16 protein-coding genes and 2 other annotated features (1 of these 18 only partly in view) are annotated in these 15,586 nt (G+C 32.5%); all 16 genes read right to left on the bottom strand.

Annotation, left to right across the window (positions count from 1 at the left end; genetic code table 11):
* Window positions 1-89, bottom strand: a binding site (T-box leader) (it extends 124 nt beyond the left edge of the window).
* A gap of 48 nt (window positions 90-137) precedes the next feature.
* The 16 genes from CD035_RS12485 to CD035_RS12410 all read right to left on the bottom strand — a co-directional run bounded on the left by CD035_RS12485 (window position 138) and on the right by CD035_RS12410 (window position 15,498).
* Entirely contained in the window at window positions 138-1,208 is a 1,071-nt protein-coding gene (locus CD035_RS12485; RefSeq protein WP_048539630.1) for an AbrB family transcriptional regulator, read from the bottom strand.
* A 56-nt stretch (window positions 1,209-1,264) separates the two neighbouring features.
* On the bottom strand, window positions 1,265-2,554 hold the full coding sequence (hemL, locus tag CD035_RS12480) for a glutamate-1-semialdehyde 2,1-aminomutase (RefSeq protein WP_048539629.1): 1,290 nt from the start codon (window positions 2,552-2,554) through the stop codon (window positions 1,265-1,267).
* 1 nt (window position 2,555) lies between these two features.
* Window positions 2,556-3,539: a porphobilinogen synthase gene (gene hemB, locus CD035_RS12475; protein WP_048539628.1), complete on the bottom strand. Its 984-nt coding sequence runs from the start codon at window positions 3,537-3,539 to the stop codon at window positions 2,556-2,558.
* On the bottom strand, window positions 3,536-4,219 hold the full coding sequence (locus tag CD035_RS12470; RefSeq protein WP_048539627.1) for a uroporphyrinogen-III synthase: 684 nt from the start codon (window positions 4,217-4,219) through the stop codon (window positions 3,536-3,538). The genes hemB and CD035_RS12470 overlap by 4 nt, the downstream gene beginning before the upstream one ends.
* A gap of 15 nt (window positions 4,220-4,234) precedes the next feature.
* Complete coding sequence (gene hemC / locus CD035_RS12465; RefSeq protein ID WP_048539626.1) at window positions 4,235-5,158, bottom strand: hydroxymethylbilane synthase; 924 nt, start codon at window positions 5,156-5,158, stop codon at window positions 4,235-4,237.
* Window positions 5,159-5,176: 18 nt separating this feature from the next.
* A complete protein-coding gene (locus CD035_RS12460; protein ID WP_048539625.1) occupies window positions 5,177-6,010 on the bottom strand; it encodes a cytochrome C assembly family protein in 834 nt (277 codons plus the stop codon).
* Window positions 6,011-6,030: 20 nt separating this feature from the next.
* Window positions 6,031-7,368, bottom strand: a complete 1,338-nt coding sequence (gene hemA / locus CD035_RS12455; RefSeq protein ID WP_048539624.1) for a glutamyl-tRNA reductase — start codon at window positions 7,366-7,368, stop codon at window positions 6,031-6,033.
* A gap of 74 nt (window positions 7,369-7,442) precedes the next feature.
* Complete coding sequence (gene yihA, locus CD035_RS12450; protein ID WP_025904289.1) at window positions 7,443-8,030, bottom strand: ribosome biogenesis GTP-binding protein YihA/YsxC; 588 nt, start codon at window positions 8,028-8,030, stop codon at window positions 7,443-7,445.
* A gap of 149 nt (window positions 8,031-8,179) precedes the next feature.
* Complete coding sequence (gene clpX / locus CD035_RS12445) at window positions 8,180-9,442, bottom strand: ATP-dependent Clp protease ATP-binding subunit ClpX (RefSeq protein WP_048539623.1); 1,263 nt, start codon at window positions 9,440-9,442, stop codon at window positions 8,180-8,182.
* Window positions 9,443-9,565: 123 nt separating this feature from the next.
* Complete coding sequence (gene tig / locus CD035_RS12440; protein WP_048539622.1) at window positions 9,566-10,846, bottom strand: trigger factor; 1,281 nt, start codon at window positions 10,844-10,846, stop codon at window positions 9,566-9,568.
* A 93-nt stretch (window positions 10,847-10,939) separates the two neighbouring features.
* Window positions 10,940-11,869 (bottom strand): hypothetical protein, encoded by a 930-nt coding sequence (locus tag CD035_RS12435; protein WP_048539621.1) that lies wholly within the window; start codon window positions 11,867-11,869, stop codon window positions 10,940-10,942.
* Between the two features lie 2 nt (window positions 11,870-11,871).
* Window positions 11,872-12,495, bottom strand: coding sequence for an NUDIX domain-containing protein (locus CD035_RS12430; RefSeq protein WP_048539620.1), 624 nt, complete (start codon window positions 12,493-12,495; stop codon window positions 11,872-11,874).
* A 149-nt stretch (window positions 12,496-12,644) separates the two neighbouring features.
* Window positions 12,645-13,004: a 50S ribosomal protein L20 gene (rplT, locus tag CD035_RS12425; protein WP_025904294.1), complete on the bottom strand. Its 360-nt coding sequence runs from the start codon at window positions 13,002-13,004 to the stop codon at window positions 12,645-12,647.
* Window positions 13,005-13,046: 42 nt separating this feature from the next.
* A complete protein-coding gene (rpmI, locus tag CD035_RS12420) occupies window positions 13,047-13,247 on the bottom strand; it encodes a 50S ribosomal protein L35 (RefSeq protein WP_016910907.1) in 201 nt (66 codons plus the stop codon).
* A gap of 25 nt (window positions 13,248-13,272) precedes the next feature.
* Window positions 13,273-13,803 carry a translation initiation factor IF-3 gene (gene infC, locus CD035_RS12415; RefSeq protein ID WP_025904295.1) on the bottom strand — a complete coding sequence of 177 codons (531 nt, stop codon included), beginning with the start codon at window positions 13,801-13,803 and terminating at the stop codon, window positions 13,273-13,275.
* Window positions 13,804-13,826: 23 nt separating this feature from the next.
* Window positions 13,827-13,952, bottom strand: a sequence feature (ribosomal protein L20 leader region).
* Between the two features lie 52 nt (window positions 13,953-14,004).
* On the bottom strand, window positions 14,005-15,498 hold the full coding sequence (locus tag CD035_RS12410; protein ID WP_048539812.1) for an amino acid permease: 1,494 nt from the start codon (window positions 15,496-15,498) through the stop codon (window positions 14,005-14,007).
* Window positions 15,499-15,586: the final 88 nt, after the last annotated feature.

Here is a 15,586-nt window from a genome sequence, read left to right as displayed (position 1 = left end):
ACCTTCAACCATCATTAATATGCATTTACACCAACCATGCACTCTCTATCATTAATCAATGATTTACTCTTCCTTGATAAATATTCGATTACTCTAATAATATAAGCAGAATCCATATAAGTCAATATTGATTCATTTTAATTTCCATATTTTCTAGTTCGTGCTGTTAAGAAAATTTTAATTAATGGCGCAACAATCAGTAGAATAAAGAATATCCTAAATATGTGATAACTTGATATCATGGCGACATCACCGCCTGTTTCTAATGCTACCACGATGATTTGAGCCATACCACCAGGTGCTGCACTTAAGAATAAATCGTTTATATTGTCGTCTATAAATAACTCAAATACAAAAACAAGTACAAATGCGCCAATAATGAGCGATACATTTTGAAATGCTATAGCAAAAATTGTCTTTCTCGTTAAATTATTGATTAAATCTGATATTTGAACACCTATTCTTATACCGAATAATACTTGTGCAACGACAATGATCGGATAATCTAATGAGAAGATTTGCCCAGTATATAAATTCCATACTAATAATACAAATATCGGTGCAAGTAATTGCGGCACTGGTACTTTCAATTTATAGAATATAAAGTATAAAGCGATGATACCGATTAGTAGCACAAATATACCTGTGAAATCTAGCGATGTAAATATAGATGGCGCCTTTTCAATTTGTCCTGACGCGGTACCATCATTACCATAAATAGATGAAATAATTGGAACTAATATTACGACAAACATGATTCGAGATGTTTGTGTAAGTGTAACAATTAACAAATCTGCTTTTTTATTTTCTTCAGCCATAATAACCATCTGACTTAAAGCACCTGGAATTGCACTTAACAAGGCCGTTTCGAAAGTAACATTTGCAATTTTTCTAAACGCTATTGATACAATTAACGCAAGTATTAAGATACAAACTGACATTAAGATAATTTGTATCCATTCATCTTTAATATCATGAAGGACGTTAGGCGTAAATGTAGAACCCATCTGTACACCTAATATTAGTAACCCGATATTACCTAACCATGTTGGCCATTTAATCGTTCTTTTCAACACTTTAATCACAATTAAACTCGCAAATATAGGTCCAAACAACCACGGTAATATCATGTGAATACTTTGTAACACTAAACCGAGTATAATTGCTAACAAACTAACGAGTACAATGTTCCATTTATTTCTATTCATGATTTAACACCTCAAAAAAATTATATCATTTATGTTTCTATAATTTGAGGTAAGTTTTATTCGTTCGTTATTCTTTCTAAAGCAATGTCAAAAGCTTGTATTGTTTTTTCAATATCTTCTTTAGTATGTGCTGTGGATAAGAATGTTCCTTCAAATTGTGAAGGTGGTAAGAATACGCCCTCTTGAGCCATTTCTCTATACATTTTACTAAATAATGCTAAGTCTGATGAATTTGCTTCATCGAAGTTAGTTACTGGTCCTTCATTTAAGAAATACCCGATCATTGAACCTGCACGATTAACCGTAATCGGAACAGCGTGTTTTGCAAATACTTCTTTCAGACCTTTTTCAAGTAAATCTCCAAGTTCGTTGAAGTATTGATAGCTTTCTTCAGTTAATTCACTTAGTGTTGCATAACCACTTGTCATTGCTAATGGATTACCTGAAAGTGTACCAGCTTGATATACATTACCGACTGGTGCTATTTCTTCCATAATTTCTCTCTTACCACCGAATGCGCCAACTGGTAGTCCACCACCTATAACTTTACCTAAACATGTTAAATCTGGTGTCACACCAAAGTAGCCTTGTGCACAGTTATAGCCAACTCTAAATCCAGTCATGACTTCATCGAAAATAAGTAATGAGCCATATTCTTTCGTAATATCACGTAATCCTTCTAAGAAGCCTTCAACAGGTGGCACGACGCCCATGTTACCAGCTACTGGCTCAACTATGACGCCAGCAATATCTTCACCAAAGTGTTCAAATGCAACTTTTACTGCTTCAATATCGTTATATGGAACAGTAACAGTGTTTTTAGCTGTGCCTTCTGGTACACCAGGAGAATCTGGTAAACCTAAAGTCGCAACGCCAGAACCTGCTTTAATTAATAATGAATCACTATGACCGTGATAACAGCCTTCAAATTTCAATATTTTATTTCTACCAGTGTAACCTCTAGCAAGACGTAAAGCGGCTAATGTCGCTTCTGTACCTGAAGAAACCATTCTCACCATTTCAATAGATGGCACACGTTCAATAACAAGTTTTGCCATTTTATTTTCAAGTTCAGTTGATGCACCGAATGAAGTTCCTTTATCAACTGCTTCATGTAATGCAGCTTTTACTTTTTCATGTGTATGACCTAGAATTAATGGTCCCCAACTTAACACGTAATCAATGTATTCATTGCCATCTACATCATAAATTTTAGATCCTTGTCCGTGGTCCATAAAAATCGGTGGTGTATCTACTGATTTAAAAGCACGTACTGGACTATTTACGCCACCTGGCATTAAATTTACAGCTTCATCATAGGCATTTATTGAACGTTCATATCTCATATTAGTAGTCTCCTCCATCTAAATATTTACAAATATCTTTAGCAAAATAAGTAATAATCATGTCAGCACCAGCACGTTTCATTGACGTCATTTGTTCCATCACGATTTTTTCTTCATCTATCCAGCCATTTAATGCAGCTGCTTTTGTCATACTGTATTCTCCACTTACATTGTATGCAACAATTGGTAAGTCTGAGCGATTACGAACATCTCTAATGATATCTAAATAGCTTAGAGCTGGTTTGACAATCATCATGTCGCAACCTTCTTTAATATCACTTTCTAATTCTCTGAAGGCTTCTAATCGATTACTTGGATCCATTTGATAAGTCTTACGATCTCCAAATGAAGGTGCCCCTTCTGCTGCTTCTCTAAATGGGCCATAGAAGCTAGATGCGTATTTAATACCATAACTCATAATAGGAATATTTATAAATCCTGCTTGATCTAAGCCTTCTCTAATTTCAGTAACAAATCCGTCCATCATATTACTTGGCGCAATAATATCTGCACCAGCTTTAGCTTGTGATACAGCTGTTTTAACAAGTAATTCTAATGATTGATCATTATCTACATCTTTTGTTTCTTCGTTTATTACACCGCAATGTCCGTGGTCTGTATATTCACATAAACACGTATCCGCCACAACTAACATATCTGGGAATTTACTTTTAGATAATCGTGTTGCTTTTTGTATAATACCATCATCAATAAAAGCACCTGTTCCACAAGCATCTTTCTCATTAGGTATACCAAAGAACATAACACCTCTAATGCCTAAATCATAAGCTTCATTTAGCTCTTGTTCTAATAAGTTTAAACTTAATTGATAAATACCTGGCATTGAAGATATTTCATTTTTAATATTATCTTCTTCAATTACAAAAATCGGATATATTAAATCTGATTTATGAACATACGTTTCTTTCACCATATTTCTCATTACTTGAGATGATCTAAGTCTTCTATGTCTATCAAATTTCATGATTTTACCTCTTTCAAAATTGTATTTATCATGCCTTCTAATGTGTATTCTTCTGCTACTTTAGAAGGTTGATGATATGTATTTAACTTTCGCTCTGTTATAGCACCAATTGCATAAACTTCAACTGAGTTAGGAATTCGATGATAGTTATCAAAATAACTAGAAACAGCTGATGAACTTGAAAAAGTAACATGCGTTACTTCTTGCTGTTGTATCAGTTCATGTACTTTTCCAACATTTTCTATATTTGTAACAGGCTCATATAGATGCAGTACTTGTACTTGATTATCCCATTTCATAAGTTCTTTCGCTAGTTTATCTCTTGCTTGTTTACTACACGGGATTAATATAGATTGATTTGTGAACTGATCTTTAAATTCATGTAATAAACCTTCTTGAGTAAATGAATCTGGCATTAAATCTACTGGAATATTGTACTGATCTGCTACTTTTTTTGTTTTTGTACCGATAACTGCTATACGATCAACTTCTATTTGATTTAAATATGGTTCAAATATTTTGATCGCATTTACAGACGTAAAAATAAGCCAATCATAGTGTGGTTTTAAACAAGATTGTTCAAATTTGATAGGAACAATATCAATGAACGGATAATGACGAATATCGACATCTTCACGTTGAACAGTTCTTGTACTTGTAACCACAATGATTGGCTTCATGTTAACGACTCCTTATTATGCTTCTTCATTCAATTTCTTAATAATTTCATATGCACCTTGTGCTTTTAATTCTTCAGAAACTTGTTTACCTATTTTTACAGGGTCAGTTCCTTTTATTGTTGATTCATATCTTTCTTTACCGTCTGGTGACATGATTAAACCTGTAAATGAAATTTCATCATTTTCAAGTATTGCATAGCCAGCTATTGGCACTTTACAACTGCCATCCATTTCATTTAAGAATGTTCTTTCACACGTTACACATGTTTCTACATTCTCATCATGAACAGATTTAAGAATATCTAATAATTCTTGATCATCACTTCTACATTCGATACCCAGTGCACCTTGCCCTATAGCAGGTACCATCGTATCTTCTTGTAAATATTCAGTAACGATATCATCACTCCAGCCCATACGTTTTAATCCAGCTGCAGCAAGTATAATCGCATCGAAGTCTTCAGTTTCTAATTTATTTAAGCGTGTATCAATATTTCCACGAATCCACTTAATTTCTAAATGAGGATATTTTGCTAATAATTGCGCTCCACGTCTTAATGAACTTGTACCAACAATACTACCTGGTTTCAATTCCGCAAGTTTAACGTGGTTATTTGCGATATATGCATCAAATGGATTTTCACGTTCTGGAATACATCCTAGTGTTAATTCATCAGGCAATTCACTTGGAACATCTTTTAAGGAATGAATAGCAAAGTCAATTTCATGATTGAATAATGCTTGTTGTATTTCCTTAACGAATAATCCTTTACCACCGACTTTAGATAATTGAACATCAACAATCTTGTCACCTTTAGTAACAATTTCTTTAATTTCAATATCTAATTCTGGGTATTTTTCTTTTAATTTATCTATAAATTGCTGACTCTGCGTCATAGCTAATTTACTTTTTCTAGAACCTACAATAATTTTACGCATAATTTCCTCCACCATTGTTTAGTTAAACCATTGATGAAATCCTGAAAATTTTGAGACCACCAAATAATTTATCATACACACGAGAAACATCATAATATTTGCTATAACTAACGTTTTTGTGTTGATTGATTTTCTTACTCTTAAAAATAAATAAATACCATAAAGTAGTAAGACTATTAATGAACCGATTACTTTACTATCAATCCAAATTTCACTACCAATTATAATAAGTCCCCATTGAATGCCAAGTATTAAACTAATTAATAAGACTAAAAATCCTACTAATGTAAATCTGAACACATTTTGTTCTAATTGGTCAATACTGCCCATTCTAAAGAACTTTTGATTAAATTTTTTCTCTTTTAAATTTTTTCTTTGTAACAAATACAAAATTGCATGTGATGTACTCAATGCAAAAAGAACATAGCTTAAAATAGCTAAAGAAATATGTATTAAAAGTAATTCATTCATTATATTTGCTGCAGTATTTTCTGTGTCATACTGTTCAGGTCTAAATGTATGAATAACTAGAAATACAAACCCAATCAAATTGATAATAAAGACTGTTAAATCTGTGGATTTAAAATAATTTAAAACTAATGAAACAGTGATAATCATCCATGTATAAAAATAAAATCCTTCGAAAATCGTTAGTACAGGGAATTGTTTAGTTGTAACAATATACATGCACAAAAAGATTGTTTGAAAAATCCAAACAATCCCTAGCGTATAATACCCAAACTTTCTAACTTTAGAATTCTTTTGAATAAAGTCATAAAAATAGCACCCTAAACAAATCATGTAAATAATTAATACTATTTCATGCAAACGTACAGAAATTACATCTTGCATAGCATCACCATTATTTTGTATTAAGATTCAACTGTTTTAGGAGACAATTGATCTTGTTTTAATTCTTTCTTAGTTTCATTTATTCGCTCAACTTCACTTGAAATATTGAAGATTTCTTGGAATAATTCTAATTTTTCTTTTGATTTTTTGTCCGTTGATAATTCTTTTGCTTGTGTAATCGGATCTTTTAATAGTTGATTGACGATACTTTTCATATGTTTAGAAATAACTTTACGCTCTCTGTCAGTCATATCAGGTAACTTTCTTTCTACACTCATCATAGTATCTTGTTGTATATGTGATGCTTTATCTCTTAATGCCGTAATAATTGGCACAACACCTAGCATATTTACCCATTCTTCATGTTTATCAATTTCTTTAGCAATTAATAATTCAATTTCACGTGCTGCTTGTTCACGTTCTGCTAAATTAGCATCAACCAGTCCGTTTAAATCATCTACATCGTAATTAAACATTAATTCTAAATCATTTACTTCTGGGTCTATATCTCGAGGTACCGCAATATCAATTAATACTAACGGTTTATTTCTTCTAAAACGCTCTACATCACGCATCATATCTTTAGTTAATACATAATGTTCCGCACTTGTTGAACTAATCACAATATCCGCTTCCATTAATGAACATTGTAATTCATTGATGCTTTTCGCTACACCTTTATACTGCATCGCAAGTGATTCTGCTTTTGCTACTGTACGATTTAAAACAGTAATGTCATTAACACCACTACCATTTAAATTTGCAACAGCTAACTCAGCCATTTCCCCAGCACCAATGATTAATGCTTTCTTATTATCTAATTTACCTAAAACCTTTTTAGATAATTCGACAGCTGCATAAGATACTGAAACAGCATTTGACGCAATATCAGTCTCATGATGCGCACGCTTAGCTAAAGTAATTGCTTGTTTAAATAGACGGTTAAACATAGTTCCAGTTGTAACCTCTGTTTGCGCAATTTGAAATGCGTCTTTCATTTGACCTAAGATTTGAGTCTCTCCTAGAACCATAGAATCTAATCCTGAAGTCACTCTAAATAAATGTTCCACTGCATCATTCTCAGTTAAAACATTTGTATATTGTTTAATTGTATCTAATGATTGATCAAACCAGTCTGCTAAAAATGACTGAATATAATATTTACCAGTGTGGATTTGATCTACAACAGCATATACTTCAGTTCTATTACAAGTCGATAAGATTACACATTCTAATATAGATTTTTGATTGTTTAGTGTTACAAGCGCATTCTCAATTTCTTGATCATTAAAAGCTAGTTTTTCACGCATTGCAACATCTGCAGTCTTATAGTTTACGCTTACTACAACAACATGCACTTCTAACGCCCCCATTAATTTATGTCCAATGTCTAAATTATAACATTTCTAATCTAGAAATGTGAGTAATTTGTTTAAATAAATTGTGACAATAATGCCCAAATATTGTCTGTCTTATCTTTGTTTAAAGATGAGTAGCTAATCAATTTATCTTCAGGATCTAATTCTAAGGTTTGTCTAATGATTTTTAAATGCTTTTGTACTTTACCTTTAGGAATTTTATCCTCTTTAGTCGCAATGACGATAGTTGGTATTTCAAAATGCTTCAGATAGTTATACATCAACACATCATCTTGAGTTGGTTTATGTCTAATATCAACTAATTGAATCACACATCTTAATGCTTCTCTAGTTGTTAAATACTGCTCAATCATTTTACCAAACTGTTCTCTTTGTTTTTTACTAACTTTAGCATATCCATAACCTGGTACATCTACAAAGATAAGTTGCTCATCGATATTAAAGAAATTTAATGTCTGTGTCTTACCTGGTTTCGATGAAGTTCTTGCAACTTTTTTTCTTGAAATTAACGTATTAATAAATGTTGATTTACCAACATTTGAACGTCCGCTAAGTGCTATTTCTGGCAAACCAGTCTCAGGATATTGTTTCGGATCTACTGCACTGATTATAATATCTACATTATTCGGATTAATTTTCATCGTTTTCTCCTACAAGTTTGTTTCTTTTATTATATCTTATCTTGCTTATATTTTAAACACAGTAACGTTAGCTAAATCAAATCACTTTTAAACATTAAATAAGGCTGAGACAGTTAATAACATGTCTCAGCCTTGGTAATCATATGTGATTATGCTGATGTTTTTTCATCGTTGATTAAATTACCTTCACTATCATATAAGTTTGGTAATTTATAATCTCTAATTGTATCTTCAGTAATAACAACTTTACTTACATCAGAGCTAGATGGAATATCAAACATAATATCGATTAAAGCTTCTTCAATAATTGAACGAAGTCCACGTGCACCTGTTTTACGTTCTATTGCTAATTCACTAATAGCCGTAAGTGCTTGTTCATCAAATTGTAGTTCAACATCATCTAATTCAAGCATCTTAGTATATTGTTTAACTAACGCATTCTTAGGTTGCGTTAAAATATTTTTCAATGCATCAACATCTAATGTTTCAAGGTTAGCTACAATTGGAATTCTACCAATAAATTCAGGAATTAAACCATAAGACTGTAAATCCTCTGGTCTAATTTGTGATAGTAATGATTCTTCGTCACTAATTTCATCACCTGAGCTACTAAAGCCGATAACTTTTTCACCAAGTCTACGTTTAATAACTTCATCAATACCATCGAAGGCACCACCAAGGATAAATAGAATATTTGTTGTATCTATTTGAATAAACTCTTGGTTTGGATGCTTTCTTCCACCTTGTGGCGGTACACTTGCTGTCGTACCTTCTAAAATCTTAAGCAACGCTTGTTGTACACCTTCACCAGATACGTCACGCGTAATTGAAGTATTCTCTGATTTACGTGCAATCTTATCAATTTCATCCACGTAAATGATACCTTTTTCAGCACTTTCAACATCGAAATCTGCTGCTTGGATTAATCTTAATAATATATTTTCAACGTCTTCACCAACGTAACCTGCTTCAGTTAAACTTGTTGCATCTGCAATTGCAAATGGTACATTTAATGATTTAGCTAACGTTTGTGCAAGCAATGTTTTACCACTACCAGTAGGTCCGATTAATGCGATATTACTTTTCTGTAATTCAACACCATCTTCGCTTTCAGAAGGTTGTTGTACACGTTTATAATGATTATAAACAGCTACAGCTAATGATTTTTTCGCATTTTCTTGACCGATAACATAATCATTTAATTGTTCCATAATTTCTTTAGGTGTAGGAACATCAGTAAACTGTTCTGGTTCTTGTGACTTTAATTCTTCCTCTACAATTTCAGAACACAATTCTATACATTCATTACAAATATATACGCCACTACCAGCAACAAGTTTTTTAACTTGATCCTGTTCTTTACCACAGAAAGAACATTTTAAGTTTTCTTCACCATCGTTAAATTTAAACATTTTTACACCCCTATTCTTTTTAGACTATACTAAATGTTTTTTACTTTTTCAAATTAAACGGACTAAAAAAGAATAGTAGCAGAAATATTCTGCTACTATAATTACTTTAATACCGAATAATTATTATTCTCCAGCTGATTCAGCTACTAATAAATCGATAACTTTTTGGATTTTAAGGTCATTAACTAAAATATCGTTATTACCTAAAGTTGCTTTAATATCTTCAACAGATAATCCAAATTGTTCGCTCATTTTAGCGAATTCAGCTTCAACATCTGCATCAGAAACTTCGATATTCTCTGCATCAGCAATAGCTCTTAAAGTTAAATTAGTTTTAACGCGTTTTTCAGCATCTTCTTTCATTTGTGCTTTAAGTTCTTCTTCTGATTGACCTGAGAATTGATAGTATAACTCAAGGTTTAAACCTTGTTGAGAAATACGTTGTTCAAATTCTTGCATCATACGATCTAATTCTGTATTAACCATAGCTTCAGGAATATCAACTTTTGCATTGTCAGTAGCTTTTGTAATAGCTTCTTCTTTTTCAGTTGCTTCTGCTTGATTAACTTTAGCTTCTTCTAAGTCTTTACGTAATTTTTCTTTATATTCATCAACTGTGCTAACTGATTCGTCAAGTTCTTGCGCTAACTCGTCATCTAATTCTGGAATTTCTTTAGATTTTACTTCGTTAACTTCACATTTGAATGTAGCTTCTTTACCAGCTAATTCTTCAGCGTGGTATTCTTCTGGGAATGTGACAACAACATCTTTGCTATCGTTAGCTTTAAGACCGATTAATTGTTCTTCAAATCCAGGGATGAATGATCCAGAACCAATTTCAAGATCATAACCTTCTGCTTGACCACCTTCGAAAGCTTCACCATCAACATAACCATCAAAGTTAATGTTAACAACGTCTCCTTCAGCGATTTCGCCTTCTTTAACTGTTAATTCAGCTTGACGGCTTACTGCATTTTCAATTGCTTGATTGAATTCTTCGTCAGTTACTTCACGATCTTGTTTCTCGATTGAAAGACCTTTATAGTCTCCTAATTCAACTTCTGGTTCAACTGTTACAGTTGCTTCAAAGATAAGTTCTTTACCTTTTTCCATTTGTGTAACGTCGATTTCTGGACGATCAACTGGGTTGATTTCTGCCTCTTCTACTGCATTACCGTATGCTTCAGGTAAAATGAAATCTAAAGCGTCTTGGTATAATGATTCAACACCAAATCTTTGTTCAAATAATGGTCTAGGCATTTTACCTTTACGGAAACCAGGCACATTAATTTGTTTAACAACTTTTTTGAATGCTTTGTCTAATCCTTTATCTACTTCTTCTTTAGGAACCGTAACAGTTAATAAACCTTGGTTACCTTCTTTCTTTTCCCATGTTGCTGTCATGAATAAAAACCTCCGTGATTATCCTAATTTTATAAATTTTCAACTCTTTAATTATAACATAGCTTTCTAATGTTTCAACTATAGTGTTTATATTCATTGTAATTTTTGAATGACTTCAATGAACATGTCCCAATCTTGTTGAGTCACACTTTCGTAGTTAGCGTCTATATTAAAACGTTCTGATAAAAGTTTCAAGTAACATGCAACTAAAACATCATCATTTATATCATTTAGTGTAATTGGATACATAATAATAGCATGTTGATTTAATAAACTTTTAGCTAACTCTATAGATGAAGGGCTATCAATTTCAAGTTGATCAATTACTTTAGGAATGATATTTTGTGTAAAATTTGTTCTTTCTATACCTGGTAATTCTGTTGGTATAACTGTAATAGTCTCATCTATTTTATCGAATTTAACTTCGGCTGACCATTCACTTAATCTTAAATATTCTAATATTAAACTTTGTACATTAGGATGCAATAATTCATTCTCAATTATTTGAGCTAAAGTTAAATTAAATATCCCTAAGTGATGATCTATTAAGTCAATAAGCAGGTTAATTTGTCCTTCAAATTGTGTTTCTTGAAATGCTCTCAATACCTCTGAAGCTTTCAATTGCCTTTGGTTTAACTTTTCTTTAGCCATATCTTGAATAGGTAGCAATGCCATTCTAGTAGCATGTTCGATATTTTCATCTTTAATTTGATTAATAATTTCAACTACCGTTTGATATTGTTCTAAAAAGTATAAACTTTCTACAAAATATATAACTATTTTATCATATAATGGATGACCTTGATTCAGCAATATACTTGCTTCTTCTCTCAATTCAAGATAGTAACCGCAAGATTTTAAGACTTCACATTTCTTTATTGATAGGTCATCATCCATCTTAAAATGTTGCTCATACGTCTCAAACAATTCATATGCTTCATCAAATTGTTCATTTCGGATCGCAAGATTAATATTGTTAACCAGTTGTTTTTTTAATTTTGGAAATGGAATAATTTCACTCAAGGTTACTCACCTCTTCTGTATATACCATCTATAATAAGACTACTCCATGTTTCGTAATTCTTATGATTTAACAATTCTGATTGATCAGCCCACTTGATTTTCAACGTGTCTGTTTCGACTGCTTCAACGCTAGATTTATTAACCTTTAATTTAAAAACAACACCAATATGAACTTTTCCAACTTCATCTTGATCATCGTTTATAAATCCAATTAACTCCATATTTGCTACATCTTGTTTATTTAAACCAACTTCTTCTTCAAGTTCTCTTGCAGCATTCTCTCTGATGACCTCTTCAACTGTTACAGCTTCAGGGACATCATTCATATGACCGCCTACTCCAATTGAACTTAAACCATGTAATCGGCTTTCGCCACCACCAGTTAATCTTTCATATACAAGTACTTCGTCGTCCTCATTTTCTAATATGCAATATGAAATAAGTTGTTTATATGAAGGATCTTCTTCCATATCTCCACGACGTTTTGTTTCAAATTGACTAATTGTTTCATAAATATATTTAGTTTCTTCATCTTGAATAGATTTAAACCCATCAAATTGATAAGCTTCGTTTTTAAATATTAATTTACGTGGTACAACTGTAATCATTTCATCAAATTTAGACATAATAAACTCCTTATTCTTATTTCTACACTATTTTACCAAAGCGAATTTGAAGCGTAAAGAAGACGAATCTTCTACTTTATTATTTCATAAAAAAAGCCATCAATAAAGTTAATAACTTTATTGACAGCTTATACAACAATGAAATGCAATTATTTAGCTAAAGCGTCTTTAGCTTTAGTAGCTAATTCAGCAAATGCTTTTTCGTCTGAAATAGCGATTTCAGAAAGCATTTTACGGTTAATTTCAATACCAGCTACTTTAAGACCATTCATTAAACGGCTATAGCTGATGTCGTTTTGACGAGCTGCTGCATTAATACGTGCAATCCATAATTTACGGAATTCACGTTTTTTCTGACGACGGTCACGGTAAGCGTAGTTACCAGATTTCATAACTTGTTGCTTAGCAACTTTATATAATGTATGTTTTGAACCAAAGTAACCTTTAGATAATTTTAAAACTTTTTTACGACGAGCTCTCGTCACTGTTCCACCTTTAACACGTGGCATGATAATTCCTCCTTAAAATGGACCATTAGTCCGCTATGTTTATTATTTTACGTACGTTAACATTTGTTTAACTCGTTTAGTATCTGATTTAGAAACTAATGAAGCTTTACGCAATTTACGTTTTGCTTTTGTAGATTTGTTTGCGAATAAGTGTGAAGTGAACGCTCTAGAACGTTTTAATTGACCTGAACCAGTTCTTTTAACACGTTTTGCTGCTCCACGATGAGTTTTCATTTTAGGCATTGAGATTTCCTCCTATAATTTCGGTTTATTTGTCGTTTGAAATCGGCGCTAACATTAAGAACATTGAACGCCCTTCCATTTTAGGTCTTTGTTCAACTGTTGCTATGTCTTTACAAGATTCTGCAAAGCGTTCTAACACACGTTGACCAATTTCTTTATGCGTGATTGCACGACCTCTAAATCTAATAGATACTTTAACTTTATCTTCTTTAGATAAGAATTTTTGAGCATGTTTCAATTTAGTTTCGAAGTCATGTTCTTCGATAGTTGGACTTAATCGAATTTCTTTAACATTGACTACTTTTTGTTTCTTACGCATTTCTTTTTCTTTCTTCTGCTGTTCGAATTTGTATTTACCGTAATCCATAATTCTTGCAACAGGTGGTTTAGCATTAGGCGCTACGATTACAACGTCTAAATCTACTCTTTCAGCCATTTCAAGGGCTTCATATTTAGATTTAACACCAATTTGCTCACCATCTTGGCCAATAAGGCGAAGTTCTTTTGCACGAATTTTGTCGTTTACTTGAGTCTGATCTTTAGCTATGGTTGACACCTCCTAGAATTTTACGAAGTCGTCCAAGAAAAAAAGAACGAATGCATAATGCACCCGTTCTCATCCATAAACTTTAAAGGTTTATTGTACCTGCTAACTGCTTTACGCGTCACTACAGGTGAGAAGCGGGTATGCTTCTACTTGGTCCGTTTCGTATTCAACAAAACTTATCTTACCAATTATAAACCCTTATGTCAATGTTTATTTAATATTCTTTTCAAATTCTTTCATATCCACATCTTGACTTAAGTCAACTTTATCAAGTGGAATCATTTTAGTTCTGTATTTTAGTTTATGAAAAATATAAAACGCTAAAAATACAGGAATACCCATATAAGTAATAAAGAATCTTCTTGGTTCGAATTCACCAGTTTGGATGAAATCAACATCTTGCCCAACGATTACAATTGCACATAATACAAAAGCAAACAATGGACCAAATGGGAACCATTTAGCTTTATATTTTAATTTTGTCTTATCATAATCTTGTAGATCAAATGCTCTTCTAAATCTATAATGACTGATTGCGATTCCTAACCATGCAATAAAGCCAGTCATACCTGAAGCAGCAATAATATATTCATATGCGCCACCACTTAAATGCTCAATTGCAAATATAAGAACAACAACTACTGCTGTTGCAAATAATGCTGTGTAAGGTACACCTGATTTATTTGTTTTTGAAAATACTGGTGAAGCTAATTTATCTTTACTCATTGAAAATAGCATTCTAACTGAAGCATACATACCAGAGTTACCTGCTGATAATACTGAAGTTAAAATGACAGCATTCATAAATGAAGCTGCAAATGCTAAACCAGCATTCTCAAATACAAGAGTAAATGGTGATTTCGCAATTTCGTCTCCACCCATTAAGTTTGGATTTGTATAAGGAATAATCATACCAATTACAAAGATTGCTAAAATATAAAATAATAAAATTCTCCAGAATACTTGTTTAATCGCTTTAGGTACTGCTCTTTCAGGATTTTCAGATTCTCCAGCTGTAATACCAATCAACTCGGTACCTTGGAATGAGAATCCTGCAACTAAGAATACACCTAATACAAGTAAGAAAGTATTAACATTCGAGTCACCTAAGAACGGTGCGTCACCTGCTACAAAGTTATCGAAACCTAAGTATTCGCCACCTAATAAGCCGAATATCGTTAATAAACCTACACCAATGAAAATAATAACTGTCGCTACTTTAATAAATGCAAACCAGTATTCACTTTCCCCGTATACTCTAACTGAAAGTGCATTAAGGCCAAATATAATAACCATAAAAATGACACTCCATAACCATGATGGAACGATTTCTAGTGGTTCCCAATAACTCACAACTTGAGATGCAATTGTGATATCAGCTGCAACTGTGATAACCCAGTTAAACCAATAGTTCCATCCTAAAGCAAATCCTAGTGATGGATCGACAAATCGTGTTGCGTAAGTACTAAAAGAACCAGAGACTGGTAAATAAGTTGCCATTTCTCCTAATGATGTCATAAGGAAGAAGACCATCAAGCCAACTATTGCATATGCTAGTAATGCACCACCCGGTCCAGCATCTCTAATCGCTCCGCCAGAAGTCATAAATAAACCTGTACCAATACAACCACCGATGGCTATCATAGAGATATGTCTATCTTTGAGTTTCCTTTGAATATTGTTCGTTGATTTTTCTTGATTCATTGCTATTTCCTTTCTCCATTCCACAATCGAGCCACTAAAAAAGTCGCATATCTCAAGAGATATGCGACCGATATATGAACATTCCATA

It is taken from the genome of Mammaliicoccus sciuri (assembly GCF_002901825.1).
Taxonomy (GTDB): Bacteria; Bacillota; Bacilli; order Staphylococcales; family Staphylococcaceae; genus Mammaliicoccus; species Mammaliicoccus sciuri.
This window is presented reverse-complemented; position numbering and strand designations above follow the sequence as displayed.